General features: G+C 63.8%; 25 protein-coding genes, 2 tRNA genes and 1 pseudogene. 9 read left to right on the top strand and 19 right to left on the bottom strand.

Annotated features, from left to right (window positions below):
• Window positions 1-28 precede the first annotated feature (28 nt).
• Window positions 29-634 carry a dimethylsulfonioproprionate lyase family protein gene (locus tag P9254_RS03595; RefSeq protein ID WP_278053703.1) on the top strand — a complete coding sequence of 202 codons (606 nt, stop codon included), beginning with the start codon at window positions 29-31 and terminating at the stop codon, window positions 632-634.
• Entirely contained in the window at window positions 634-2109 is a 1476-nt protein-coding gene (locus P9254_RS03590; RefSeq protein ID WP_278053705.1) for a cobyric acid synthase, read from the top strand. The genes P9254_RS03595 and P9254_RS03590 overlap by 1 nt, the downstream gene beginning before the upstream one ends.
• Window positions 2110-2345: 236 nt before the next feature.
• Here P9254_RS03590 and P9254_RS03585 read toward each other — a convergent pair whose 3' ends face one another.
• The 4 genes from P9254_RS03585 to P9254_RS03570 form a co-directional block, all read right to left on the bottom strand.
• Window positions 2346-2807: a VOC family protein gene (locus tag P9254_RS03585; RefSeq protein WP_278053707.1), complete on the bottom strand. Its 462-nt coding sequence runs from the start codon at window positions 2805-2807 to the stop codon at window positions 2346-2348.
• A gap of 86 nt (window positions 2808-2893) precedes the next feature.
• The gene (locus P9254_RS03580; RefSeq protein ID WP_095825658.1) at window positions 2894-3727 is read right to left on the bottom strand and encodes a helix-turn-helix transcriptional regulator; all 834 of its coding nucleotides are present in this window, start codon (window positions 3725-3727) and stop codon (window positions 2894-2896) included.
• Window positions 3728-3818: 91 nt separating this feature from the next.
• On the bottom strand, window positions 3819-3989 hold the full coding sequence (locus P9254_RS03575) for a hypothetical protein (RefSeq protein WP_082954093.1): 171 nt from the start codon (window positions 3987-3989) through the stop codon (window positions 3819-3821).
• A gap of 52 nt (window positions 3990-4041) precedes the next feature.
• Window positions 4042-4827 (bottom strand): TSUP family transporter, encoded by a 786-nt coding sequence (locus P9254_RS03570; protein ID WP_278054209.1) that lies wholly within the window; start codon window positions 4825-4827, stop codon window positions 4042-4044.
• 112 nt (window positions 4828-4939) lie between these two features.
• On the opposite strand from P9254_RS03570, the gene P9254_RS03565 reads away from it, so the two are divergent.
• A complete protein-coding gene (locus P9254_RS03565; RefSeq protein WP_066999766.1) occupies window positions 4940-5365 on the top strand; it encodes a TerB family tellurite resistance protein in 426 nt (141 codons plus the stop codon).
• A gap of 15 nt (window positions 5366-5380) precedes the next feature.
• Here P9254_RS03565 and P9254_RS03560 read toward each other — a convergent pair whose 3' ends face one another.
• The 5 genes from P9254_RS03560 to P9254_RS03540 form a co-directional block, all read right to left on the bottom strand.
• Window positions 5381-7003, bottom strand: a complete 1623-nt coding sequence (locus P9254_RS03560) for an ABC transporter ATP-binding protein (RefSeq protein WP_278053709.1) — start codon at window positions 7001-7003, stop codon at window positions 5381-5383.
• Window positions 7000-7869, bottom strand: coding sequence for an ABC transporter permease (locus tag P9254_RS03555; protein ID WP_067329386.1), 870 nt, complete (start codon window positions 7867-7869; stop codon window positions 7000-7002). The genes P9254_RS03560 and P9254_RS03555 overlap by 4 nt, the downstream gene beginning before the upstream one ends.
• Window positions 7866-8813, bottom strand: coding sequence for an ABC transporter permease (locus tag P9254_RS03550; RefSeq protein WP_067329389.1), 948 nt, complete (start codon window positions 8811-8813; stop codon window positions 7866-7868). Before P9254_RS03550 ends, P9254_RS03555 begins: the two co-directional genes overlap by 4 nt.
• A 28-nt stretch (window positions 8814-8841) precedes the next feature.
• Window positions 8842-10320, bottom strand: coding sequence for an ABC transporter substrate-binding protein (locus P9254_RS03545; protein ID WP_278053711.1), 1479 nt, complete (start codon window positions 10318-10320; stop codon window positions 8842-8844).
• Window positions 10321-10435: 115 nt separating this feature from the next.
• Complete coding sequence (locus P9254_RS03540; protein WP_095830143.1) at window positions 10436-11713, bottom strand: acetylornithine deacetylase/succinyl-diaminopimelate desuccinylase family protein; 1278 nt, start codon at window positions 11711-11713, stop codon at window positions 10436-10438.
• 255 nt (window positions 11714-11968) lie between these two features.
• Between P9254_RS03540 and P9254_RS03535 the strand changes: the two genes are divergently transcribed.
• Window positions 11969-12400, top strand: coding sequence for a L,D-transpeptidase (locus P9254_RS03535; RefSeq protein ID WP_066999783.1), 432 nt, complete (start codon window positions 11969-11971; stop codon window positions 12398-12400).
• 188 nt (window positions 12401-12588) lie between these two features.
• Window positions 12589-13434, top strand: a complete 846-nt coding sequence (locus tag P9254_RS03530) for a hypothetical protein (protein ID WP_278053715.1) — start codon at window positions 12589-12591, stop codon at window positions 13432-13434.
• A 159-nt stretch (window positions 13435-13593) separates the two neighbouring features.
• Here the strand turns inward: P9254_RS03530 and P9254_RS03525 are convergent, their stop codons facing one another.
• From P9254_RS03525 to P9254_RS03485, 9 genes are all read right to left on the bottom strand, one after another.
• Window positions 13594-14562, bottom strand: a complete 969-nt coding sequence (locus P9254_RS03525) for a lipid A biosynthesis lauroyl acyltransferase (protein WP_278053717.1) — start codon at window positions 14560-14562, stop codon at window positions 13594-13596.
• 6 nt (window positions 14563-14568) lie between these two features.
• The gene (locus P9254_RS03520) at window positions 14569-15597 is read right to left on the bottom strand and encodes a zinc-binding dehydrogenase (protein WP_067329404.1); all 1029 of its coding nucleotides are present in this window, start codon (window positions 15595-15597) and stop codon (window positions 14569-14571) included.
• Between the two features lie 38 nt (window positions 15598-15635).
• Window positions 15636-16907 (bottom strand): beta-ketoacyl-ACP synthase, encoded by a 1272-nt coding sequence (locus P9254_RS03515; RefSeq protein ID WP_066999795.1) that lies wholly within the window; start codon window positions 16905-16907, stop codon window positions 15636-15638.
• 17 nt (window positions 16908-16924) lie between these two features.
• Window positions 16925-18115 carry a beta-ketoacyl-ACP synthase gene (locus tag P9254_RS03510; protein WP_278053719.1) on the bottom strand — a complete coding sequence of 397 codons (1191 nt, stop codon included), beginning with the start codon at window positions 18113-18115 and terminating at the stop codon, window positions 16925-16927.
• A gap of 46 nt (window positions 18116-18161) precedes the next feature.
• Window positions 18162-18443 (bottom strand): acyl carrier protein, encoded by a 282-nt coding sequence (locus P9254_RS03505; RefSeq protein ID WP_066999801.1) that lies wholly within the window; start codon window positions 18441-18443, stop codon window positions 18162-18164.
• 177 nt (window positions 18444-18620) lie between these two features.
• Window positions 18621-19766, bottom strand: a complete 1146-nt coding sequence (locus P9254_RS03500) for a slipin family protein (protein WP_278053722.1) — start codon at window positions 19764-19766, stop codon at window positions 18621-18623.
• Between the two features lie 354 nt (window positions 19767-20120).
• Window positions 20121-20189 (bottom strand) — tRNA-Met (locus tag P9254_RS03495).
• Window positions 20190-20263, bottom strand: a tRNA-OTHER gene (locus P9254_RS03490).
• A gap of 221 nt (window positions 20264-20484) precedes the next feature.
• Entirely contained in the window at window positions 20485-21033 is a 549-nt protein-coding gene (locus P9254_RS03485; protein ID WP_066999807.1) for a histidine phosphatase family protein, read from the bottom strand.
• 163 nt (window positions 21034-21196) lie between these two features.
• Between P9254_RS03485 and P9254_RS03480 the strand changes: the two are divergent.
• The 3 genes and pseudogenes from P9254_RS03480 to P9254_RS03470 all read left to right on the top strand — a co-directional run bounded on the left by P9254_RS03480 (window position 21197) and on the right by P9254_RS03470 (window position 24838).
• Window positions 21197-22110 (top strand): annotated as a pseudogene (locus P9254_RS03480) (AEC family transporter).
• Window positions 22111-22261: 151 nt separating this feature from the next.
• Complete coding sequence (locus P9254_RS03475) at window positions 22262-23719, top strand: NAD-dependent succinate-semialdehyde dehydrogenase (RefSeq protein WP_127325282.1); 1458 nt, start codon at window positions 22262-22264, stop codon at window positions 23717-23719.
• Between the two features lie 96 nt (window positions 23720-23815).
• Window positions 23816-24838: an aldose epimerase family protein gene (locus tag P9254_RS03470; RefSeq protein ID WP_278053725.1), complete on the top strand. Its 1023-nt coding sequence runs from the start codon at window positions 23816-23818 to the stop codon at window positions 24836-24838.
• Here P9254_RS03470 and P9254_RS03465 read toward each other — a convergent pair.
• Window positions 24835-25755, bottom strand: a complete 921-nt coding sequence (locus P9254_RS03465; protein ID WP_278053727.1) for a sugar kinase — start codon at window positions 25753-25755, stop codon at window positions 24835-24837. The two genes, P9254_RS03470 and P9254_RS03465, sit on opposite strands and share 4 nt — an antisense overlap.
• A gap of 154 nt (window positions 25756-25909) precedes the next feature.
• Between P9254_RS03465 and P9254_RS03460 the strand changes: the two genes are divergently transcribed.
• Window positions 25910-26353, top strand: a complete 444-nt coding sequence (locus tag P9254_RS03460; RefSeq protein ID WP_095802017.1) for a FixH family protein — start codon at window positions 25910-25912, stop codon at window positions 26351-26353.

The raw sequence follows: 26353 nt of genomic DNA, 5'->3' as shown, positions 1-26353 counted from the left end.
GTGCATGGATTGATCAACGGAGTCTTGCGTGCCGACAATTTTCGATCAGCTGCTGGACCGGTTCCACTTCTATCTCGCCGGCATCGACAGCGATCTGGTTGCGGACGCCGTCGCGCGCATCGATTGGCACATGCCCTCTCGTTCGCGCGAACCACGTGCGCTTCGTTGCCTTCGCCATCTCGATCGGATTGCGGAGCTTGCGCCGCGGGACGCCGGGCCGCTGACGCGGTTCATCGCGGACCATCGCAATGAGCTGTGCTGGGGCCAGACTTATACCGCTGCCGATTTCGGACAGCTCTTCATCGACAATTACGGCTGGCTGGAGGTGTTCGGCACGCGGGGGCATTTCGCCAATGACGAGGTCGCGGGCGGCCTGCTGATCCTCGGGCCCGACAGTGTCTACCCAGACCACCACCACACCGCCGAGGAGATCTACATTCCGCTGACCGGCGGCACCGAGTGGCGCATGGGCGAGCGCGGCTTTCGCGTTCGCGCAGCGGGCGAGATCATCCACCACGCGTCCAACGTCAATCACGCCATGCGTACCTGCAAGGAGCCATTGATGGCGCTCTATATGTGGCGAGGTGGACCGCTCGCGCAGAAATCTATCGTCGCCTCGGAGGGCAGGGGCTGATGGCGAGGGCGATCATGCTGCAAGGCACCGGCTCGGATGTCGGCAAGACGGTGCTGGTGGCGGGGCTCTGCCGGGCAGCAAAAAAACGCGGACTGAAGGTCAGGCCGTTCAAGCCGCAGAACATGTCCAACAACGCCGCCGTCGCCGACATCCCCGGCAACAACAAGACCGGCAGCGGTGAGATCGGCCGCGGGCAGTGGCTGCAGGCGCTGGCCTGCGGGGTGAGGCCGACCGTGCACATGAACCCGGTGCTGCTCAAGCCGCAAAGCGACATCGGCTCGCAAGTGGTGGTGCAGGGCAAGGTTTTTGGCGAGGCGCGGGCGCGCGACTATCAGGCGATGAAGGCCAGGCTGATGGATGCGGTGCTCGATTCCTGGGCGAAGGTCGGCGAGGACGCCGACCTCGTCATCGTCGAGGGCGCCGGCTCGCCGGCCGAGATCAACCTTAGAAGCCGCGACATCGCCAATATGGGCTTTGCCACGCGTACCAACGTCCCGGTGGTGCTTATCGGCGACATCGACCGCGGCGGCGTCATTGCTTCCGTCGCCGGCACGCATCTGATCCTGCCGGAGGAAGACCGGCGCATGATCGCCGGCTATCTCATTAACAAGTTCCGCGGCGATGTCTCGCTGTTCGACGATGGGGTCAGCGCCATCGGCAAGTTTACCGGCTGGCGCTGTTTCGGCATCGTGCCCTGGCTGAAGTCCGCGGCAAGGCTGCCGTCCGAAGATTCGGTTGTGCTCGAGCGCCTTGCCTCGGGCGAAAGGCGGGCGCTGAAGGTGGCGGTGCCCATGCTGGCGCGGATCGCCAACTTCGACGATCTCGATCCGCTCAAGGCCGAGCCGCAGGTCGAGGTGGTGTTCGTGCCGCCGGGAAAGCCGCTCCCGGAAGATGCCGGGCTGGTGGTCATTCCGGGCTCGAAATCGACCATCGGCGATCTGATAAAATTCCGCGAGAATGGCTGGGATCGCGACCTTGCCGCGCATCGCAAACGCGGCGGCCATGTCGTCGGCATCTGCGGCGGCTATCAGATGCTCGGCCGCAAGGTGCGCGACCCGGAGGGCATCGAAGGCAGGGTCATCGAGACGGATGGCTTTGGCCTGCTCGACATCGAGACGGTGATGGAACCGGAAAAGACGGTGCGCAATTCGAGCGCTCATTCGGTGCAGTTCGGCCTGCCGCTCGAAGGCTACGAGATCCATCTCGGCCGCACCACCGGCCCGGACACGGCGCGGCCTTCGGCGATCATCAACGGCCTCGAGGACGGCGCGGTCTCCGCCGACGGCAAGGTTATCGGCACCTATCTGCATGGGCTGTTTGCAGCGGACGCTTTTCGCGCGGCCTACCTTGCGAGCCTCGGGGTCAAGGATGGGGGCATCGACTATCGCGCCGAGGTCGAGAAGGCGCTGGACGATGTCGCGGCCGAGCTGGAGAAGCATCTCGACTGCGATGCGATTTTCGGGCTGGCGCGGTAGGTCCTCCCGTCGATGCGCATGCGCTTGCCATTAGCGAAAGCTTCCGTCGCATCGTCATCCACGGGCGGAGCAAGGAGCGAAGCGACGCGGCGCAGACCCGAGGATCCATTCCGTGACGGTAAGGCGTTGCTACCGTGCAGAATTCTGCTCCTCTGCGCCCTTCCATCGAGGTCACGGAATGGATCCTCGGGTCTTCGCGTCCGCTTCGCTCCCGCTCCGCCCGTGGATGACGAGGTTCAGGCGTTTTCGCCAGCCGCAAATGCCGGCGCGGATAGCAACGACGCCTTCTCGCCCGCCTTCGGCCAGTAGGTGCCGAAGGACCAGACATTGCCTTCGGGGTCGAGGCAGATGAACTCGCGACTGCCATAGTCGCGGTCGACCAGTTCCTGGGTGATCCTGGCGCCGGCCTTTTTCGCCTTGGCATAGGCGGCATCGGCATCATCGACGGCGATGTAGATGGACTTGCCGCCGCCACCGCCGGGCTCGCCGACCATCTTGCCGTAATCGTCGTCGCGCGCGGTGCCCAGCATGATCATCGAGGACCGAAAGGTCAGTTCCGCGTGGTGAACGATGTCGCCATCGCCATAACGGGCGCGCAGTTCGAAGCCGAAGGCCTCGCTGAGCCAGTCGATCATCCTAGCGGCGTTCCTGTATCGCAGGGCTGGATAGAGACGGGGTGCTTCGTTTGTTGCTGGCATGACAATATCCCTGTGCTGGTTGAATGGATGCCAGTCTGTGCGAAGGCGGTTTCCACGTCTTGAAGAAATGTTACCTCGCCTGAAGCTTAGATCCACGTGGCGAGCCCGGATGGCGTTTCGCCGGCAAGCTGACGGAATTCGCGCACCAGATGCGCCTGGTCGGCGTAGCCGCAATCGGCGGCAATGCCGGCCCAGTTGTCGTCCTGCCGCTTCGACAGCGACAGCGCGCGGTTGAAGCGCACGATGCGTGACAATGTCTTCGGGCCGATGCCGGTCGCGTCGGTGAATTTCGCCGCCAGATGCTTGCGGCTCCAGCCGATCTCGCTGGCGAGCGCCGAAATGCGGGTGCGGCCGCCCGATGCGATGACCGTCCGGTAGGCCCAGGCGATTTCGGGCGAAAGCGCATGCGCGTCCGCGAGTCGGCCTGCGATGAAACCCTCGGCAATGTCGAAGCGCTTGTCCCAATCCGACGCTTCGCCGAGCTGTTCGCGCAGCGCGATGCCATCAAAGCCCATCGCATCGTCCAACCCGACCATGCGGTCGCGCAACTCACTCATCGGCAGGCCGAAGAATTGCCTGGCGCCAAGCGGCGTGAAATTGACCTGGACACAGCAGGCGGCGCCGAAGGATTCGATCATGACCGGGCCGGCATAGAGACCGGCGGCGAAGCTGGCGTAGCGATCGTTGTCGCCCGGGCTGCGGCCGAGCCCGATGGCGAAGGCTTCGGCGAAGCTGATCACCAGGGGTACGGTCAGCGAGGCATATTCGACCATGCGGAAATGGCCGGGCAATATTTCCCGATAGCCGCAGATATCCGTGACGATGCCTGCGAGCGGGGCGGCGGGTTTGCGCCGCACCATCTCGGAATGGAGGGCGGGAGAGCGAGTATCCTCCCGATGGCGCTCCGTCTCGTCGGACATGCCGCGAGCCTAGCAGAACACGCTCGCAAAAATCAAAAGCGCCCGGCAGGGCCGGGCGCTCCGAGTTGCTCCACACTTTTCCTGGATTGCTTTAGGCGCCGCGCATCAGGCAGCCGCCGGCGAGCACGACATAGGCGATGAGCATGATCCACACCGACGCGAGAGGAATGAACGCAAGAAGGCCGAGAGCGGCGAGAAGGCCGATGGCGGCGATGACCAACGAAATAATGAACACGATCTGCGTGGGCGCACTAAGATTCATGTCTGGTCCCTCCAACATGATTCGCAACACCCGAATTCTACCAGCAGGACAGTCACACACCAATGAGTTGGCGTAGGGGATTGGCCGGGGCGGCAAGCAGCTTCACCGCCAGCGCTACACACACGATCACCAGCAGCGGCTTGATCAGTCTTGCGCCGATTTTGATGGCGAGGCCTGCGCCGAGGCGGGCGCCCAGAAACTGGGCGACACCCATCATCAGACCGATCTTCCAGTCGATGACGCCGACGGCGGCGAAGACGACGAAGCCGCCGATGTTGGAGGCGAAATTGAGCAGCTTGGTGTGCGCGGTCGCCTTGAGCAGACCATAGCCGGCAAGGCTGACGAAGGCGAGCATAAGGAACGAGCCCGTGCCTGGGCCGAACAGACCGTCGTACAAGCCGATGGCAGGCACAACCGTTAGGCCGAATAGGAGCGGTGACAGACGCTCTGCGCGGTCAACGTCGTTCATGTTGGGTTTGAACGCGAAGTAGAGGGCGATCGCGATCAAGAGAACCGGCAAAAGGGCACGCAGGAAGTCGCCGGGCACGATCGTCGCCAGCAGGGCGCCGATGGCGCCGCCAACAAGGGCCAGCAGCGCGGAAGGCAATTGTCGGCGCAAATCGACCTGGCCGTTCGCGGCATAGTGGATCGTGGCCGAGCCGGACCCGAACATGCCCTGCAGCTTGTTGGTGCCGAGCGCTGCCACCGGAGAGAAGCCCGCCAGGAGCAGCGCCGGGATGGTGATCAGGCCGCCACCGCCGGCGATCGAATCGACGAAGCCCGCCGCGAAAGCGGCAGCGGTGAGCATGAAGACAGTCTGCAAGGTAAGGTCGATCATCGGGCTGTGGGTCAAGGCGGGGGACGGCTGCTTCCATCATGCTTAGACAGTTTGCGCAAGACCGATTCCACGCTAACAATTTCAACGGAATCGCAAGGGGAGGCTTACGGCGATGGCGCTGCTCGACCAGATACGTTCGATCTTCGACGGCGACCCGGGCGTGCGCAAGGTAGCGGACGATCCGGTGCTGTCGGCCGAGCTTCTGATGCTGTTCCGGATGATCCTGGCCGACGGCGCGGTGTCGGAGAGCGAGATGGTCGCCTTCCGGCACATCTGCAAGGAAGCCTTCGGCATTCCCGAAGCCTCGATCGACAGCGTCGTCGAATATCTCAACGACTACGGCTACGAGACCAACGGCTCACAAGCGATCGCGCTGTTCCGCGACCTCGATGTCGAGCGGCGAAAGCTGCTTGCGCGCCACATGGCCGAGATCGCGAAGGCGGATTCCAAGCTTGCCGAGAGCGAGGTGAAGCTGCTGCGTCGCACGCTCGACCTGCTCGACATCAGCCCGGTGGATTTGGTCAAACCGGAGGGCTGAGCGCGGGCTCGCCGCTTACCCTTGTTCCTGCATGCGTCGCGCGATCGCACGGTGAAGGTCCGGCGCCGCCGCGACCAGCGCCTGCGCGGCTTCCGAGCGCGGGCTGTCGAGCACATCGGCCGTCCTGCCGCGCTCGACTATCTTGCCCTCATGCATGACCAGCACCTCGTCCGACATGGCGCGGGCAACCGTCAGGTCATGGGTGATGAACAGATAGGCGATGCCGAGCTTCTGGTTAAGCTCGGCGAAGAGGTCGAGGATCTGGGCGCGGATCGACACATCCAGCGCCGAGACCGGCTCGTCGGCGACGACCAGTTTCGGGCGGGTGATGATGGCGCGGGCGATCGACAGGCGCTGGCGCTGGCCGCCCGAGAATTCATGCGGGTATTTGTCCATGTCGCGCGGGCCGAGTCCGACCTCATGCAGCGCATGCGCGACCATCTCGCGCCGCTCGGCTTTCAACGGCTGGGTCTCCAGGAGATGCAACGGCTCGGCGACCAGCTTCTCGACCTTCTGGCGTCGATCGAAGGAGCCGTAAGGGTCCTGGAAGACCACCTGCATGTCGCGCCTGGCCGGCTTCAGCTCGGCCTCTGATTTGCCGGTGATGGTCTGGCCGCGAAAGCGGATTGAGCCCGCCGTCGACTTGTCCAATGCCAGGATCATGCGGGCGAGCGTGGATTTGCCGCAGCCGGAACGGCCAACGAGGGCTACCGACTGGGCCGGCTCGATGGTTAGCGATACATCGTCGACGGCGCGGATCGGCTCTGCCGCCCGGAACAGGGATTTGCGCCGACCCGGATAGTCGCGGCTCAGGCCTTCGACTTCGAGCAGCGGCTTTGCCGAACCGGCAAGGTGTTTTTTGGGCCGCGCCGGCACATGCATGGAAGCCAGCGCCAGCTCGCGCGTGTAGGGGTGGTGTTGTGCCGACAGCGTGCGCGCGGTGTCGCCGGCTTCCATCACTTCGCCACCGCGCAGGATGGTCAGGCGGTCGGCCATCTCGGTCACTACCGCAAGGTCGTGCGAGATGAGCAGCAGGCCCATGCGGTTTTCGCTGACCAGATCGCGCAGCAGGTCGAGGATCTGCGCCTGCAGCACCACATCGAGCGCCGTGGTCGGCTCGTCGGCAATCAGCAATTTTGGCTTCAGCGCGCAGGCGATGGCGATGACGACGCGCTGGCGCTGCCCGCCGGAGAGCTCATGCGGGTAGCGCGACAGTGGGAACTTGGCTTCCGGCAGACCGACACGGTCGAGCATTTTTCGCGCGCGATCCTCGGCCTCGGCGCGGCCCGCCCTGGTGTGCCAGCGAATGCCCTCGGCCACCTGCTCGCCGATGGTCTTGACTGGATTGAGCGCCGTCATCGGCTCCTGGAAAACCATGCCGATGTCGTCGCCGCGCAGCGCGCACATCTGGTCCTCGCTCGCTGCAAGGAGGTCGATGCCGTCGAAAGTGACGCGTCCGCTGGTTTGAGCTAGATGCGGCAGCAGGCTCATGATCGTCAGCGCCGTCATCGATTTCCCGGAACCGGATTCGCCGACCAGGCCGACCACCTCGCCAGGCGCAATCGCAAGCTCGACCTGCTTCAGGATCCGCGTTCCGCCGATGACAAGCGACAGGTTCTCGATCTGGAGCAGGCTCATCGCCGCCGCCGCGATTTCGGATCGAGGATGTCGGCGATGCCGTCGCCGAGCAGGTTGAGCCCAAGCACGGTCACGATGATCGCCATGCCGGGAAAGATTGCCATCCACGGCGCCGTCACCATCCGCGTCTGCGCGTCGAACAGCATGCGGCCCCAGCTCGGCATTGGCGGCTGCGCGCCCAGGCCCACATAGGAAAGCCCCGCTTCGGCGAGGATGCCCAGCGCAAACTGGATCGTGCCCTGTACCAGCAGCAGCGTCGCGATGTTGGGCAGGATGTGCTCGACAGAAATCTGCGTCATGCCCTTGCCGGCAGCGCGCGCGGCGAGGATGAATTCGCGCGGCCAGATCGCCAAGGCGCCGGCGCGGGCGACGCGCGCGAAGACCGGGATGTTGAAGATGCCAATGGCGATGATGGCGTTGACGGCGCCCGGCCCGAAGATGGCGGTGATCATGATCGCCGACAGTAGTGCCGGGAAGGCGAAGACGAGATCGTTGATGCGCATCAGCGCCTCGTCGGCAAGGCCGCCCCGCGCCGCCGCGAAGGCGCCGAGCGGCACGCCGATGCCCATGCCGATGCCGACCGCCACCAGCGCTACCGCGATCGAGTTGCGTGCGCCGACCATGATCATCGAAAGGATGTCGCGACCGAAATGGTCGGTGCCGAACCAATGCGTCCACGAGGGCGCCTGCGTCTTGTCTGCGATGACCAGCTTGGTGACGTCGTAGGGCGTCCATACAAAGGAGAGCAGCGCAATCGCGGCCACCAGCAGCGTGATGGCGAAGCCGATCAGAAAAGAGCGGTTGCCGAAGGCTTTGGCCAGAACCCCGGCAAGCGTTTCCTCGGGCAGGTCGACGCGCATTATCATTGCCGGCCCCTGAGCCGCGGATCGACAACGGCGTAGGAGAAGTCGACCAGCAGATTGACGGCGATCACGGCGGCGACCAGCAGCATGACGACGCTCTCGACGACGATCAGGTCGCGCTGGGTGATGGCTTGGAAAACCAGCCGTCCAAGCCCCGGCAGATAGAAGACATTCTCGATGATGATGGTGCCGGCAAGCAGGAACGCGAATTGCAGGCCGAGAATGGTGAGCACCGGGATCATGGCGTTGCGCAGCGCGTGGCGCCAGAGCACGGCGCGGTAGGGCAGGCCTTTGGCGCGGGCGGTGCGGATATAGTCTTCGTTGAGCACCTCGATCAGCGCCGAGCGGGCGACGCGCGCCAGGATCGCCGCCTGCGGCAGCGCCAGCGCGATGGCCGGTAGCAGCAGCGATTTCACGGCCGGCCAGATCCCGGCGTCCCAGCCAGGAAATCCACCCGCCGGCACCAGCCGCAGCCATACGGCGAAGAGATAAATCAGCATCAGCGCGAACCAGAAATTCGGCACGGCAACGCCGAGTTGGGCAGCGCCCATGGCGAATGTGTCGCCGGCCCGGCCCTGGCGGCCGGCGGAAAACACCCCGACCGGAATGGCTATGACGGTCGACAGCGCCAGCGCGATTAGCGCCAGCGGCAGGGAAACGACGACGCGCTCACCCACGAGGTCGATGACGGGAACCGAATAGGTGTAGGAGCGACCGAAATCGAGGCTGAGCAACCCGCCCGCCCAGTGCAGGTAGCGCAGGACAAGCGGCGCGTTCAGGCCCATCTGGTTGCGCAACAGCTCGACCTGGTCGGCGCTGGCGTTGAAGCCCAGCATCAGGCGCGCCGGGTCGCCAGGCAGGATTTCCATCACCGCAAACACCACCATCGAGGCCAGCACCAGCGTGATGGTCGCGATGATGAGGCGCTTGAGGAGATAGGTGGCCATGGGAGGCGATCAGGCGACCGCGCCGGCGTCAATCCGTCCACTTCACCTTGGTAAGGTCATTGGCCTGAATCGGTGCATTCTCCCACAGGCCCTGCAGCTTCGCGTCCCAGACCCCGACCTTCGGCAGCTCGTAAAGGAAGCCGACCACGGCGTCGTCGGCGAGGATCTTCTGCGCCTCTGCCAGCAGCTCCTTCCGCTTCGCCTCGTCCGAGGTCAGGTTGAGCTTGGCGATGATGGCATCGAAGGCCGGGTTGTCGTAGTTGAAGTAATAGTCCTTGCGCGAATAGATATCGATGTCGTTCGGCTCGGTGTGGGAGACGATGGTGAGGTCGTAGTCCTTCTTGGTGAAGACCTGATCCAGCCATTGCGCCCATTCGACGGGGATGATCTCCAGATCGATGCCGACATCGCGCAGCTCGGACGCGATGATCTCGCCGCCAAGCCGCGCATAGGACGGCGGCGGCAGCTTCAGCGTCGCCTTGAAGCCTTTTTCTAGGCCGGCTTCCTTCAGCAGTTCCTTGGCCTTGTCGACATTGTGCGGATAGAGGCCGGTGAGGTCGACATAGTCTTTGTTGGCGGGCGACATATGCGAGCCGATCGGCACTCCCAGGCCCGCCGAGGCGCCGTCGATGATCGCCTTGCGGTCGAGCGCGAAGGAGATGGCCTGGCGCACCTGGAGCTTGTCGAAGGGCGGCTTCTTGTTGTTGATCGAAAGAATCGTCTCGCCTTCGGTGGAGCCGATCACCACTTTGAAACGCGGATCGTCCTTGACCTGAGAGACGCTGTCGGGATCGAAGAAGGGGAAGGCCTGGATGTCGCCCGAAAGCAGCGCCGGCACGGCGGCGGCGGCGTCGGGTACGATGCGGAACTCGACCTTGTCGAGCACAACCGGGGCACCCCAGTAATTATCCGACTTCACAAGCGTGATCGACGAGCCCTTGGCCCAGTTCTGGAACTTGAAGGGGCCGGTGCCGACCGGCTTTTCCTTGTTGGTGTCGGCCGATTTCGGCGACACCATCACCGCGTCGCCCCAGCCCATATTGTACAGGAAGGAGCCTTGCGGGTTTTTCAGCGTGACCTTCACCGTCGCCGGATCGACGACATCGACCTTGTCGATCTGCGCGAACAGCCCCTTTTGGGCGTTGACCGAATTGTCGGCCCGGGCACGGTCGAGAGAGAATTTCACGTCGTCGGCGCTGAAATCGCTGCCGTCGTGGAATTTCACGCCGGTGTGCAGCTTGAAAGTGTAGATCTTGCCGTCATCCGAGATGGTCCAGCTTTCGGCAAGGTCGGGGATCACCTCGCCGTTCGGACCGATGCGGGTGAGACCTTCGAAGACATTGGCGTAGAGCACCTCGTCGATGGCGGCGGCGGCGCCCGCGGTCGGATCGAGATGCGGGGGTTCGAGCGGAATGCCGATGACGAGGTCGGTACGGGCCGAAAATGCCGACGTGGCGGCCGCGAAAGTAAGCACAGCGGCGGCCAAAATGGTCTTCCACAATCTCATTGCCGAACTCCCATGCGGTCAAACGGACAAGCCCAGCGGATAGAAGCGTGATTTGGCCTGTGAGTAAATTGCGTTTCGTGCTGCCGGGTGGCGCCAAGCGAAATGTTTTTCCCGATCAGCCGGTCGTACCGCGCAGCAGCACGTCGAGGCCGATCGCCATCACCTTGGCCGCGTCCACCATGTCGGCGATGCCCACCCATTCGTCCGGCCGATGCGCGAGATCGAGGATGCCGGGGCCATAAGCGATGCAGTCGTAGATCTGGCCAATGCGGGCAACATGCTTCTGGTCGTAGGTACCGGGCGAAATGACGTATTCCGGCTCGCGGTCGAAGATTTCCATGATGCCCTTGGCGACGGCTTTCACCACCGGCGCGTCGCGCTCGGTCATCAGCGGCAGCACCTCCATCAGGTCGCGGATCTCGTAGTCGAACTTTTCTCGCTCGCGCTTCAGCCGGTCGAGGATGCCGGTGACTTCACCCTTGACGGTGGTGAGGTCTTCCTCGAGCAGGAAGCGGCGGTCGATGGTCAGCCGGCAGGAATCCGGCACGTTGGGCGAGGGCAGTCCCGGCCGGAAATCCTCGGTCTGGCCGCCATGGACGGAATTGATGTTCATGGTCGAGCGCCGGGCGCCCTCGGGCACCACCGGCATGCGCGTCACCTTGCGGTCGAGCGCCGGGAAAAGCTCGTCCTCGAAGGCCTGCACGACGGCACCCATATGGCGCACCGCGTTGTCGCCGAGGAACGGCATCGAGCCATGCGCGATCTCGCCCTTGGTCTCGATCTCGGCCCACCAGACCCCGCGATGGCCAAGGCAGATGCGGTCCTTGTTCAGCGGCTCGGGGATGATGACGTGGTCGACCTTCGGCTTCGAGAAATAGCCGAGCTTCGCCAGATGGGCGACGCCGCCGAACCCGCCGGATTCCTCGTCGACCGTGCCGGATATCTCTATGGCGCCGGGAAAGTCGGGATAGACCTCCATGAAGGCTTCGGCGGCAATGACAGAAGCCGCCAGCCCGCCTTTCATGTCGCAGGCGCCGCGGCCGTAGACCCTACCTTCCTTCACCAGGCCGGCGAAAGGATCGACGGTCCAGCCTTCGCCGGCCTCGACCACGTCGATATGCGAGTTGAAATGGACGCAGGCACCGGGCGAGCGGCCGTCGAAGCGGGCGACGACATTGACGCGCGGGTAGCGGTCGGTGTCGCCGGGCGTGCCTTCTGCGCGAATGAATTCGGTTTCGAAGCCGAGCTTCTTGAGGCGTGCGCCAAGATACTCGGCACATGGCCGGTAGGCCTCGCCGGGCGGATTGACGGTCGGAAAGCGGATGAGCTCGGCGGTCAGCGCGATCAGGTCGTCGACCCGGTCATCGACGGCCCGGAGGAGTCGTTCATTCATCCTGCTGATTGAAGAAGCAACGCGGCGCTTTTGCAAGCTGCCTTTCGCGGTTGCCGGACAATGATTGAGGGCAGGCTCGCGCTTAAACCGTTGAGAGTGGGTGGCGGCCCAGCAACTATGACGGGAAATCATTCAAATTCGCGAAATCGAATTGGCGAATTTGTCAAGGAGTGTGTGGTACTTAACGCACCTGCCGGCGAAAATGATGGAAAAGAGACCACGTGATGGCAGGGGGCAATCGAAGGGGTTCATCGCATGAAAAAATCCAGCCTCATGGCGGCCGTGCTGGCAACCACGTTGCTCGGCACGTCGATCGCAAGCCGGGCGGCTTCGCTGGTCGCCAATATCGACGTCTCGACGCAGACAATGACCGTCAGCAGATACGGCCAGGTGCTGTATCGCTGGAATGTATCGACGGCCCGAAGGGGCTACTTCACACCGCGCGGCAGCTACCGGCCGCAATGGACCGCGCGGATGTGGTACTCGCGCAAGTATGACAATTCGCCGATGCCGTATTCGGTGTTCTTCCGCGGCGGCTACGCCATTCACGGCACCGGCGCCGTGAAATATCTCGGGCGTCCGGCCTCGCATGGCTGCGTGCGCCTGCATACGGCCAATGCCGCGACTTTCTATTCGATGGTGAAGGAAGCCGGCTACGGCAACACGCGAATCGTCGTCACCGATTGAAACGGGCCGGAGAGGGCTGCCTAGGCCGCAGGCAGCATTTGATGGCTGCGCCTGCTCGGAGCGTTGCAGCAATGCCGCACATGCTTCAAAAACAAGCAGCTTATACTAGCGTGAGCATCGCCGGAGCTGGTTTGCATGACGGCGCAGTGGTAAGTACGGAGCGTTGTTCTGGCTGCTTGGGGACTTTAATGTATCGATTTCTATTGAGCGCTGCGATCGCGGCAACCGCAACCTCGGCTTTTGCTGCCGATGCACCCGTTCTTCTGGACCAGGAACTCGCGCAGCCGCATATATCAGGTTATGGCGAAATCTATCTCGGAGGTCTCTATTTCGCGACCCCCGGGGACGACACGGATGGCACGACTGCCGGCGGCGCCGTTCGGGTGAATTTCCCGATCGACGCCCGCTGGAACATCCAGACTGACGGGGTGATCGATTCGCTTTGGGTCGAAGGCACGAACATCTACAGCTACGGCGGTGCGATCCACGGTTACTGGCGCGATCCGAGCTCATATGCGCTGGGTGGATTTGCGACGATAAACGGATTTGGCGGCGATAACGGCATCGGTGACTTAGACCTTTATACCTTCACCGTCGGTCCAGAGGCTCAGGCCTATTTCGGCAACGTGACGATCTACGGGCAGGCCTACTACGGGCAGTTGCGGGCCAGCGGCGAGTCCGAACATTTCGACAATTGGGGCGGCCGGGGTGTCGTGCGGTATTTCGCGCAAGACAATCTCCGCTTCGACGGTGAACTCGGCTTCTCGCGGCTGTCCGGTTTTGGCGGACATTTCGATACGGTAACGGCGGCCTTGCAGGCTACTTATCGGTTCTCAGGGACCCCTTGGTCGGTATTTGGCCGCTATCAGCTGGATCACCTGACCTTCTCGGAAGCTTCAGGCACCGTGAACATCCACAAATACGTGGTCGGCCTGCGGGCAAGCTTCGGCTCGGACACACTGCTTTCCGAGGATCGCAACGGTGCCACGATGGATACGTTCCGGCCGAACTTCACCATCCCCGCTCCGCTTTGAGACAGCTGAACCTGGAGCCGCGTGGACTTGGTCCTCGCGGCTTTGCGTTGCGCATTGGACGCAACACGCCTAGCAGCAGGCTATTTCAAAGCGGTTCCGCGTTTGATCCAGACGAAAGCGATCTGAACGTTCTCGGCCGCTTTAGCTGACCTTGGCCTGCTAACGCCGCTTACGTCGGCGGCCGCTCATCTCCCAGCGCTTGTGGAACCACATCCACTGTCCGGGATCCTCGCGCACCCAGCGCTCGACGATGTCGGCAAGCAGCTGCGTGGTGGCGTGAACATCGACGCTGCCGGTTTCGGTGCGCGGCAAACCGAGCTTGTCTTCGATTTCCAATCGGAAACGGTTTCCCGGCAGCCTGACGCAGCGCGCCGGATAGACATCGCAATCATAGTGGCGGGCGAGCATGCCCAGCACCGGATTGCTCTGGCAGGGGCGGCCAAAGAAGGTCGTCTCGACGCCGTTCGTGAATTTCTGATCGACCAGCACGCCGATATTGCCGCCGTTTTCCAGGATGGCGGCGAGGGCAAACGATGCGCCGGTCGAGGACGGCAGCAGGCCTCCCATGCTCGAACGGCGTGTCGAGTGGATGTAGTCGGCAAGGTAGGGATTGTTGGGCGGGCGGAACAGCGCCGTGATGTTCATGCCGAAGGTGGCGGCGGCGACCGGCAAAAGCTCGAAATTGCCGAGATGGCCGGTGAACAGGATATGCGGCTTCTTTTCACCTGCGATTTCGACGAAATGCTCGATGCCGCTGACCTCGACCCGGCCCGGCTTGGCGGCATTCGGGTCGAAATCGAAGAGGGCATCGAGGAAGATGTATTCGGCGGCAAGCCGGGCCATGTTGCCCCACATGTCGGACGCGATGGCCTCGATTTCGGCATCGCTCTTTTGCGGATAGGCAAGGCGCAGATTGTTGACGGCCACCCGGTGCCGTCCGACCATTGGCCCGATGCCGCGGGCGACGCGGTCGGCGAAGTTGAGCGCGCTGTCAGGCGGCAAAAGGCGCAGCAGGCCGATGACCGCCATGGCAAGCCGCGCCACCAGCCAGTGCTCCATTTGGCGTAGCCGCCGGCCATAGCGGAACATGAAGTCCCGGCGGGCTTTCTTGAGCACCTTGCCGACCATCTTGTCTTAGGAAACGCGAAGAATGATCTTGCCGAAGACGTCGCGGCCTTCCATGCGCTTCAGCGCGGCGTCGATGTCGTCGAAGCCGACTTCGGTGTCGATCACGGGCGCGACGAGACCGGCCGCCATTTTCTGCATGGCATCGGCCATGTTCTTCATGCGGCAGCCGAAGGAGCCGAGCAGCTTCAACTGTTGCTGGAAAAGCTGCATCAGGTTGACCTGCGTCGAGACGCCGGAGGTCGAGCCGCAGGTGACGAGGCGGCCGCCGCGCCTCAGGCATAGCATCGAACCTGCAAAAGTGTCGGCGCCGACATGTTCGAACACGACATCGACGCCCTTTTTCTTCGTCAGCTTGCGCACCACGCCTTCGAAGCGATCCTCGCGATAGTTGATGACATGGTCGGCGCCAAGCGCCTTCGCCTTGTCGATCTTGTCGTTCGAGCCGACCGTAGTGATGACCGTGCAGCCCATGCGCTTCGCCAATTGGATGGCTGCGGTGCCGATGCCGGAGCCGCCGGCATGGACGAGGATGGTTTCACCGGGCTCCAGTTTCGCGTTGTCGAACAGCATATGCTCGACCGTGCCGAAGGTGACGGGTGCGACGGCAGCGCCGATCTCTGAGACACCGGGCGGCGCAGGCACCAGGAGACGGGCAGGCAGGTTGATCTTTTCCTGCGCGAAGCCGTCGAGATGAAAACCGTGGACGCCGGAGACGTGCTCGCAAAGATTGTCGCGGCCCTCGCGGCAGGCACGGCAGAGCCCGCAGGTTCGCGCGCCGTAGATCGACACCAGTTGCCCCGGCAGGAGGGTGGAGACGCCTGGCCCGACAGCCTCGACCTCGCCCGAGGCTTCGGCGCCGACGACCAGCGGCAGCTTGCGCTTGGCGAAGGCCATGCCGCGCCAGCCCCAGACGTCGATATGGTTGAGCGCCACCGCCTTGATGCGGAGCGTCACTTCACCTTGCGAAGGCGGCGGGGGAGGCGGAAGGTCCACCGTTTCAAGGCGGCGGTCCTCGATAAGTTGCAATGCGCGCATTTGGCCTGTCGGTACTTTGGAAGCGGGAAAACGTCCGCTTAGACCGGTTCCCGCGCCATGACAAGGCAGGTGTTCTGGCCGCCGAAGCCGAAGGAATTCGACAGAACCGTGCCGACCTCTGCGTTGCGCTTCTTGTTTGGCACCACGTCGAGCACGATTGCCGGATCAGGATTGTCGTAATTGATGGTCGGCGGGATGACGCTTTCGCGCATGGTCATCAGCGAGAACGCGGCCTCGACCGCGCCGGCAGCGGACAGCGTGTGGCCGATCATCGACTTGTTCGACGAGATCGGCATCGAGCCGATCCGCTCGCCGAACACGGTCGACAGCGACAGATGCTCCATCTTGTCGTTTTCCGGCGTCGAGGTGCCGTGCGCGTTGACGTAGTCGATCTCGTCCTCGCTCAAGCCGGCATCCGCAAGGGCGGCGCGTACCGCGGCGATGGCCGGCGAACCGTCAGGCTTGGAGCGGGTGCGGTGGAAGTCGTCGGCGCGCTCGCCGCAGCCGCGCATGATGCCGAGGATGGTGGCTCCCCGGGTAAGTGCCGCCTCCAGCGATTCCAGCACCAGCGCGCCGGAACCTTCGGCAAGGACAAAACCGTCGCGGTCCTTGGAGAAGGGTTTCGAGGCCTTTTCGGGAATGTCGTTGTGGGTGGAAAGCGCCGAGAGCAGCGAGAAGCGGATCAGGGCTTCGGCCGTGGCGGAGCCGTCGGCGCCGATCGACAGCGCCTTGTCGCATTCGCCGCGACGGATCGCCTCGACACCGAGCTGGATGGCGGTGGCGCCTGACGCGCAGGCTGTCGACAGCGTGATCGGCAGGCCGCGCGTGCCAAAACGATCGGCCAGGCGATCGGCGATCGAGCCGAACTGGGTGGTCTCGAAAATGCCGAGCTCCTTCAGTCCGCGCGCCACGCGCAGCAATCTCTCGGAACCGCTTTCCTTCTTGTCGGAATTGTAGAGCGAGAAGCGGTCGGCCCAATCGAGCTCGACCGGCGGCGAGGCGAGAAAGAGCGGGCCGCCGAAATCGCCGGAATCGAGGCCGGCCTCCGACACCGCTTCCTGGGCGGCCGTCTCGGCCAGCTCGTAGGTGAGGGGACTGGCACCCTTGGAGCTCGACGGCAGGAAATCGACCATGCCGGAGATGCGGGTGTTCAGATGATCGACGGGAAAACGGGTGATCGGATGGATGCCGGATTTGCCTGAGGTCAGCGCCGCCCAGTTGTCGGCCTTGCCGACGCCAAGCGAAGTCACCACGCCGATGCCGGTCACGGCGACGATAGGCCTGCCCATGTGATCGCGGAGATTGGCCATCTTCTGTCTGTCTCGCTCTAAGCGGCCTTGATCAGCCCCAGGCCCTCGAATTGGTGATAGCCGATCGCCGTTGCAAGGACGGAGCTGGGGACGCCTACGAATGGCTGCTCCACTGTGGCATCGAAGACAGGGTAGGGGGCCTTGCGGTCGACGGCGAGCGCGGCAAGCGCCACGGCGAAGGGGAACTGGGCTTCCTTCATGTGGCCGGTGAGCGTCGAGAAGGCGCGCACTGCAAGCGCCGGGTCGGCATCGAGTGCCGCCTTTTCGGCCGCCGTGGCGGCATGGGCGCCGGAGGCACCGGAAATCGTCAGCAATTCGCCGGCGGGCAGTGCCGCCTGCTTCAGCAAAGCGGCGATGTCGGCATTCAGCTCGCCGCGCCGGCGCCTCGCCCGGCCGGAAATCACAGGACCGAGCTCAGCATAGATCTTGCGACCCCGGCTCTGCGCATGCTCGCGCTGTTCGAGCACCAAGAAAGCGCCGCCCGAGCCCGTCACCACGCCGCCGCCTTCCGCGCCCTGTCTTTGCCAGACCGGCCTCCACGGGCCGCGATGCAGATAGCCGGCGAGTTCATAGCCGAGCAGCATGTCTGAGTGCTCGGTCTGGAACGCGCCGCCGACCAGCACATGGGTCGACTGGCCCGAGCGGATGCGCGCGGCGGCCGTCTCAACAGCCGAGACGCCGGCGCCTTCCTCGCCCATGAAGGTGCGAGACGAGCCGGTGACCTTGTGCACGATGGAGATGTTGCCGGCGAGCAGATTGGAAAGCTGGGCGAGGAACAGCGTCGGCCGCAATTCCGTGGTCAGCTTCTCGTTGAGCAGCACGTCGCGGTCGTTGCGGCTCTCGGACGCCGCCAGGATCGCGCTGTCCACGGCCTCGTCGCGCTCGCCGCCGCCGGCCGCCACAACCATGTCCATGGTCGCGCAAAGCTCGTCATTGCCCTTGATGCCGGCGTCGTCCAGCGCCAGGCCGGCGACATAGGTGCCGAGCCGCTGCCAGGTCTCCATCTGGCGCTGGTCGCCGCGCTTGGCGATCTGCAGGTTCCAGTCGATCTCGGGCAGGGGATGAATTGTGTAGGGCGCAAAGCGCGTCGCATCGAGCACCGGCTCAACGCCCGGCCGGGTCAGCTTCTGCCAATGCGCGTCCGGTCCTTCTCCCAGCGAAGAGACAAGGCCGATGCCGGTGATGACGACGTCGCGCGGGCTGCTCATGAGCGGCTTTGCTGGTCAGGCTGGAGGCGGGGCAAGGTCGCGCTCTTCAGGCGGCCTTGGCCGCGACCAGCGCGTCGATCTTGGCGCACAGGTTCTGCATGACGAAGTAGTCGTCGGTCGAAGCCTTGCCGTCATTGACCTCTTGCGTCCACTTCTCGAGCGGCACCTTGATGCCGAATTCCTTGTCGATGGCAAAGACGATGTCGAGGAAATCGAGGCTGTCGATGCCGAGATCGTCGATGGTATGGCTTTCGGGCGTGATGGTGTCGATATCGATCTCGCTGGTGTCGGCAATGATCTTGGCGACTTTCTCGAACGTGGTGGACAAGGGCTCTTCCTTCGGTTGCGGGCGGAATCTGTCCGCATCTTGTTTTGGCGCTGTCTAATCGGTTTTTCCGGGCAGGAAAAGGCCTGACACGCCGGGCGCAGATGGGATGCCGGCTTTGTGGACGCAAGAAGGGCCGCCGGGCAACCGGCGACCCTTCCCATTTTACGTGGCGTAAGCTCAGCCTTCGCGGAGCTTGACCAGATCGTTGAGCAGCCCGCCCGTCCCGTTGTGGACAGTCAGGCGCTCGACCTTGCCGGCAATGGCCTCGAGAGCCTCGAGCTCCTTCAGCCGCAGCATCACCGGGTTCTCGGCCATCACCTTGGCCGTGTTGAGCAGCGAACGCGTGGCATTCGTCTCCTCGCGGCGGCGGATGACGTTGGCCTCGGCCTGCTTCTCGGCCGAAACCACCTGGTTGAGGATCTCGCGCATCTCGCCCGGCAGGATCACATCCTTGAGCGCGATATCGCTGACCTCGAGGCCGATCGCGGTCATGTCGGAACGCACCTTGGCGGCTGCCTCCTCATCGACCGTGATCTTCTTGTCGAGGATCTGGTCGAGGGTGAGCGCGCCGAGCGTCTTGCGGAAGGCGTACTGCAGGGCGCGGTAGAGGGCTTCCGAGAAGTCCTTCACCGTGCTCACCGCCGTCACCGGATCGACGACCCGGTATTCGGCGGCGATGTTGACGCGGATCGTCACGCGATCCTTGGTCAGCACTTCCTGCCCGGCGACATCAAGCGACTGCCGCTTGAGGTCGACGACCTTCACCTGGACCGTGCGCCCGACATTCCAGAAGGCGTGCACACCCGCGGCAAGCGTGCGGGTGTAGACGCCGTCCACGAACAGCAGACCGACCTGACCGTCCACGACCGGATGCAGGAACATGTGTTCCGTCTTTCGGGCCTGGCCGATCCAGCGCATCAAGGCCGGATCGACGGCCAGATCGGCCGCCGTGTCGACGGAGGTCACCGCCCACGGGCCGGCATCCGTCCACAGCACGAGCTTGCGATCCGGAGCGAGAACGGCATGAAGGGCGCCGTCGCGCTCGATCACGGCAATGTCGGTGCGCCCGGTGCGAGCCACGGTGAAGTGACGCGCGGCCACATCCGGGAGCTTGTCGAACAATGCCTTCTCGTAGGCCGAAACGAATTCCGGGTTCTTCAGGTCGTGCCTGGAGATTTCCAGGTTTCCGCGCCGGTTGTCGAGCCAATGTTCGCCCGGCATCAGGACAGCCTGGATCTCGCCCTTGTAGAGGGCGACGGCACGTTCATTTTCCTTCACGAGGACGCGCTGGCGTCCCAGAACCTTTTCGAGAATGGTCTTCATTGTCTTTACTCCTGTCGGGCATGGCCCCATGCGAGGCGTCACGTCATGCGTCGATCGTCCTTTCATTTCTCGTTTCGTTTCCCGGCACGAATGATCCGGAGACCGGTGGCATCGCCAGGCGGCGGGCCTTCGGGAGCGGATCGCGGGGCGGCAAGGCGGGCGCCGGCGCCCGAAGGCTCCTTTGCCGGCATTGCCGCGCCTTGATCGTCACCGCGAGCCTGGCCGCGAGCCGATGGCATCGGACCGTTCGATACGGCCTCGGCCCGAAGGCTTAGCCGTCCGCCAGGTCTTCTGCATTCCGGTCCCCGGACCGTTTTGGATAACACCACCCAAAGGTGTCGGCTTAACAGGCCGTTGGAGAAGGAATCGAACCTTCGACAATCAGATTATGAGTCTGACGCTCTAACCAAACTGAGCTATCCGTGGTGCTGATGAAGGGACTCGAACCCCTGACCTCCGGACCCAAATCCGGCGCTCTTCCTCTGAGCTACATCGGCGATCCCAACACTCCGAAACGGCGCCGTACACAGCGCGGCAAAGCTGGCTGCGCGGGCGGAGACGAAAGCTCCAACCGTTGTGCTCGCTTCGGTTTTCGTGACCGGGAGCGCGCCTATAGACCCTGCGACGGCTTGTCGCAAGCGGCATTATCGCGGGGGCTTGCGGCTTCTTGCGGCTGTGGCATTTTGGACACAGTGCTGAGCTGGGCAGACCTATGCCGTCAGAAGGTGACGCGGCCGAGCACTTTGAGGCCGTCTCCATTAGGCGCCACGACCACGGCCTCGCCCTCGCGCGGCGAGACGCCGGTGAGCGCCTGGATGTTTTCCAGATGCGTGACCAGCACCAGATTGTCAGAGCCGGAATAGCCCCGGATCTCCTTCATCACCGCCTCCATCTGAGCGGCCTTCTCAGCCGAATCGGTCTTGAGCAAGTCGAGCGGCGCAAATGGTTTCGGTTCGGCCTCGAAAGCGATGCGGGCGGTATCAAGGCAGCGGCAGTAGCGGCTGGAGAGCACACGCTCGATGGGCGCCGCGCGCGCCGCAAACAGCGCCCCGATGCGGCTTGACTGCTGCTTGCCGCGCTCGGATAGGTTGAGCTGGGTGGCGCAATTGCCGATGTCGAAATTCGCCGGATCGGTGGTCCCGGTGACGAAGGCATGCCTAAGCAGGACGATATGGCCGCCATCGCGCAGCAGCGCCCAGCCGGCGTCGGTTGCGTGGGCGAGGGTGGGAACGGCAAGCAGGAAAAGCGCCAGGGCAAGTCGCAGCATGTGAAGTCCTTATGGCGGCCGGAGAGGCCGGGGCCATCTTCGGCATATAGGGACCGCAAAGCCGGCTGAAAAACAAGCAGAGGACCAACGGTCGGCCGGAGAACGGCCGATTGCACGGCGCTCGAGGCTTGCCTATCACGGTAAAGATGTCTCCGCCCGAACAATGACGCCGCTCACCGAAACCGTCCTGTTCGTCTTCAGTCTCGTTGCGCTCGGCTATCTCGCCGGCCTTACCGGCTATCTGAAGCCGGCAAGTGGTGAGGGCATATCCGAATTCGCCGTCAACGTGGCTATGCCGCTGCTCTTGTTCCAGACGATGGTGAACTCCGATTTCCATGGCGTGGCGCCATGGTCGCTGGGGAGCGCCTATTTTGCGGCGGTTGCCGTCACCTGGTCCGCCGGGCACTTGGTCATGACGCGCCTCTTCGGCCGCGATGCCCGCGCCGGCATCGTCGGCGGCGTGTCCTCGGCCTATTCCAATGTCGTGCTGCTTGGCGCGCCCTTCATCCTCGGCATATTCGGCACCAGCGGCTTCGAGGTGCTGTCGCTGCTGGTCTCGATCCACCTGCCTGTCATGATGATGGCGTCAATCGTGCTGTTCGAGATGTTCGGCCGTCAAGACGAAGAGTCCGTGCATCCGCTGCGCGTCATCCGGAATTTCCTCAGGCGGCTGTTCGTCAACCCGCTCATCATTGGCATTCTCGCGGGGCTCGCCTGGCGCTTCACCGGCGCGCCGCTGCCGCCGCTGATCGAGCGGCTGGTCGACGCGCTGGCCGATACGGCCGGGCCGGTGGCGCTGTTTGCGATGGGGCTCAGCCTGCGCCGCTTCGGCATTTCCGGGAACGTGCGCCCAGCGCTCGCGCTGTCGGCGCTGAAACTTTTCCTGATGCCGGCCTTGGTGCTGCTCGCGGTCTGGCTGCTCGGCCTGCCGCCGCTGACGGCAAAGGTCGCCGTGGTCGTGGCGGCGCTGCCAACACCGGCCAGGCGCTGGCGTCCAACCAGATGACGATCGCCACGGCCAGCGCGGTGCTCACCACATCCTTCTGGCTGACGGTGGTCCTGCACGTGTTCGGCTAGCGCTCGTTTTTACTGGCCCAACCCCTATATGCCATCTTGTGATTGCTTGCCGGGCTTTCCCTAGGTAAGAGCAATGCGCCAGCGTGCAGCCTTGCACGCCCCCGAATATCCAGAAAAACGGCCGATCAGCGCGCCGAACGGAGGCCAGACCATGCTTCAGAAAACCAGTCATTTCATGCGCCAGGCCAATCTCATCAACGGCGAATGGGTGCAGGCCGACAGCGGCCAGACCATCGACGTCAACAATCCGGCGACCGGCCTGAAGATCGGGACCGTGCCGAAGGCCGGCAAGGCCGAAACCCGCCGCGCCATCGAGGCCGCCGATGAAGCATTCAAGAACTGGCGCAAGACCACCGCGCTCGAGCGCTCGAAGCTTCTGCGCAAGCTGCACGACGCAATGATGGACAATCAGGACGTGCTAGCCGAGTTGCTCACCATCGAGCAGGGCAAGTCGCTGTTCGAATCCAAGGGCGAGATCGGCTCGGCCGCGAGCTATATCCTCTGGTTCGCCGAGGAAGGCCGCCGCACCTATGGCGACATCGTGCCGTCGCCCTGGGGCGACCGCCGCATCCTGGTGACGAAGGAGCCGGTCGGCGTCATTGCCGCCATCACGCCATGGAACTTCCCGTCCTCGATGCTCGCCCGCAAGCTCGGACCGGCGCTGGCCGCGGGCTGCACGGCCGTGGTCAAACCGGCCTCGCAGACGCCTTATTCGGGCCTCGCCTGGGGCGCGCTCGCCGAAGAGGTCGGCTTCCCCAAGGGCGTCATCAACATCCTGACCGGTTCGGCCGGCGAGATCGGCGACGAGATCTGCGCCAACCCGCTGGTCAAGAAGATCACTTTCACCGGCTCGACCGAGGTCGGCAAGATCCTGATTCAGAAGTCGTCGACGACGGTCAAGAAAGTGTCGATGGAACTCGGCGGCAATGCGCCGTTCCTGGTCTTCGACGATGCCGACATCGATCGCGCCGTCACCGGCGCCATCACCGCGAAGTACCGCAATTCTGGCCAGACCTGCGTCTGCACCAACCGCTTCCTCGTCCAGGCGGGTATCTATGACAAGTTCGTCGAGAAGCTCGCCGCTGCCAGCAACAGTCTGAAGGTCGGCTCCGGCCTGGAAGAAGGCGTGCAGCAGGGGCCGCTGATCGACGAGAAAGCGGTCGAGAAGGTCGAGGAACTGATCGCCGATGCCACCTCGAAGGGCGGCAAGGTCGTTGCCGGCGGCAATCGCCATGCGCTCGGCGGCTCGTTCTTCCAGCCTACGGTCATCGCCGACGCCACGCCCAAGATGCGCTTCATGAAGGAAGAGATCTTCGGGCCGGTCGCCCCGGTGTTCAGGTTCGAGACCGAGGAAGAAGCGATCGCATTGGCCAACGACACCGAGTTCGGCCTCGCCTGCTATTTCTACACCGGCGATCTCGGCCGCGCCTTCCGCGTCATGGAAGGGCTGAAATACGGCATGGTCGGCGTCAATGAAGGCCTGATCACCACGCCCGAGGCGCCGTTCGGCGGCGTCAAGGAATCGGGCCTCGGCAAGGAAGGCGGACATCAGGGCATCGAGGACTATCTCGACACCAAATATGTCTGCCTCGGTGGCCTCGGCCTCTGACAACGCTTGACTGGCGGGGCAGGCATCAGGCCTGCCCTTGCCGGAGATGGCCGGCGTAGTCCACAGATCAATGAACTGACGTTTTCGGGCACAGCGATGAAGGACGGCGAGGTCTTCGGCACGACGCAGGCGGGCGAGGCCGTTCGCCGCTTCACCATCGGTGGCGGTGGTCTCACGGCCAACATCATCGGGCTTGGCGCGATCATCCAGGATCTGCGGCTCGCCGGCCATGATGCGCCGCTGGTGATGGGCTACGACCAGTTCGAGCCCTATGAGACCGACCGCGCCTATTTCGGCGCCGTCGTCGGCCGCTTCGCCAATCGCATTCGCGACGGCCGCTTCACCATCGCCGGCAAGCGCTACCAGACCGAGCGCAATTTTCTAGGGAAACACACGCTGCATGGCGGCTCGGAGGGCTATTTCCACCGTCCATGGTCGGTCTCGCTGCACGGGCGCGATTTCGTGACGCTGACACTGCACGATCCCGATGGCACGATGGGCTTTCCAGGCGCGCTGGACGTCACCTGCACCTACCGGCTGAAGATCCCCGGCACGCTCAGCATGGAACTGACCGCCACATGCGAGGAGCCGACGCTCTGTAATCTTGCGCAGCACTCCTACTTCAATCTCGACGACGGGGGCGCGGGCGACATTCTCGACCACCGGCTGATGCTCAATGCCGGCGCTTATACGCCCGTCGACGCAGAGATGATCCCGACCGGCGCGGTGAAGCCCGTCGACGGCACGCCCTATGACTTCCGCCAGGCGCGGCCGCTGCGCATGGAATCGGAAGGCGAGCAGCTTCCCTACGATCTGAATTACTGCCTCGCCTCCAGCCGTGGACCGCTGCACCAGGCAGCCTGGGTGCAGGGCGCCAGTTCCGGCGTCGAAATGGAAGTCTGGACCACCGAGCCCGGCCTGCAGCTCTATATCGGCCAGTATGTCGCGCCGTCCTCCCCTGGGCTGGACGGGCGCGGCTACAAAGCCTTTTCAGGCTTCTGCCTCGAAGCTCAGACCTGGCCCGACGCGCCGAACCGGCCCTATTTCCCACAGGCCACGCTTTGGCCGGGCCAGATCTACCATCAGGTGACGGAATACAGGTTCCGGCTCCCTAGCTAGATCCCAAAGGCTGTTCTTAGAATCTCGAACGGCGCGAGCGCGCCGCGCACCTGTACGACGGCCGCAGCCACCCGATGCGCGCGCCGAACCGCGTCGACTGGGGCGTGACCGGCAAGCCGGGCGGCGAGATAGCCGCCGTTGAAGGAATCGCCGGCGCCGGTTGTATCGACAGGCGAGGCGACATGCACTGCCTCGATTGTTTCCGAGGCGCCGTCCATGGCAATCAATGCCGGCTGCTCGCCGTTCTTGACGACAACCTCGCCGACCACTCCTCCGAGACGCCTGGCAGTTGTTTCCGGCGCCTCATCGCCAAACAGCATCTGCTCATCCGGAAAAGTGGGCAATGCGATATCCGCGACGGCGAGCGCTTCCAAGGTCGCAGCCTGCGCGGTTTCACGGCTCGGCCACAGCCTGGGACGGTAATTCGGGTCAAAGGCGACCAGCGAACCCGCCGCGCGTGCTGTCGCGACGGCCGAAAGCAGGGTTTTGCGCGCGGCATCATCCAGAATTGCCAAAGTGATTCCGGAAAAATAGACAAGCGCCTGGTTTTCAAGACTTTTCGCCAGTGCCGCTGCATCGGAGGCAAGCTGGCGCGCGGCAGCATCGCTTCGCCAGTAAGTGAAGGCGCGCTCGGCTCCAGTGAGCGTGATGGCGTAAAGGCCCGGTCTTGCGCCGGCAATGACCGGGCTGCTGCCGATACCGATGCCGTTCTGGGCTAAGAACGCGATCTGATCGCGGGAAAAAGGGTCGTCGCCGAAGGCCGAGACATAGGTCGCGGGCCGGCCGGGGCTGAGCGCATGCAGCGCCCATAGCGTATTGAAGGTGTCGCCGGCAAAGCCCATACGCCAGTTCGGTCCTGCCTGGCCCGACAGTTCGAGCATGCATTCGCCGATCGACGCGACACCATTGGCTTCCATATGACTTGTCCTCCTAAAGCTTTGGTGCTGTAGCTTTTTGCAGCCGGCAGCGCCATGCTTGGCGCAGGCCGATTTTTGCGCCAGAAGCGATTTCCCACAGGCGGGAGGGATGCTGCGCGCAGCCCGTGACGTTATCAGCCGAAGAGGAGCCGGTTTGGCATCGATATGGCGTTACATTCTTGCGGGTCTCGGTCTTGCTGCCCTGCTGGTCGGCATTCTGACTGTCGTGTACCTGACGGCGCCGCATTCGGCACCGGGTCCCGATACGTCGCGTTCGAAAAAGACGGCGAGCGGCCTGTTCGTTGCGAGCTTCGAGCCGGAGCGCGGCGTCATCCGGCAGGGCGAGCTGCAATCCTGGCTGCTGACACTGAAGACCTCCGCCGGCGCTCCGGTGGAGGGCGCCGCGATCACCGTTTCCGGCGGCATGCCGCAGCACAATCACGGCCTGCCGACCAGCCCGCAGGCGACCGACTATATGGGGGCGGGACGCTACCGCATCGACGGCGTGAAATTCACCATGAGCGGCTGGTGGCAATTGCGCTTCGCGATCTCCGCGGCGGCGGGTTCCGATTCCGTCGTCTTCAACATCGTGTTGTGA

Source organism: Mesorhizobium sp. WSM4983, assembly GCF_029625765.1.
Lineage (GTDB): Bacteria > Pseudomonadota > Alphaproteobacteria > Rhizobiales > Rhizobiaceae > Mesorhizobium.
This window is presented reverse-complemented; position numbering and strand designations above follow the sequence as displayed.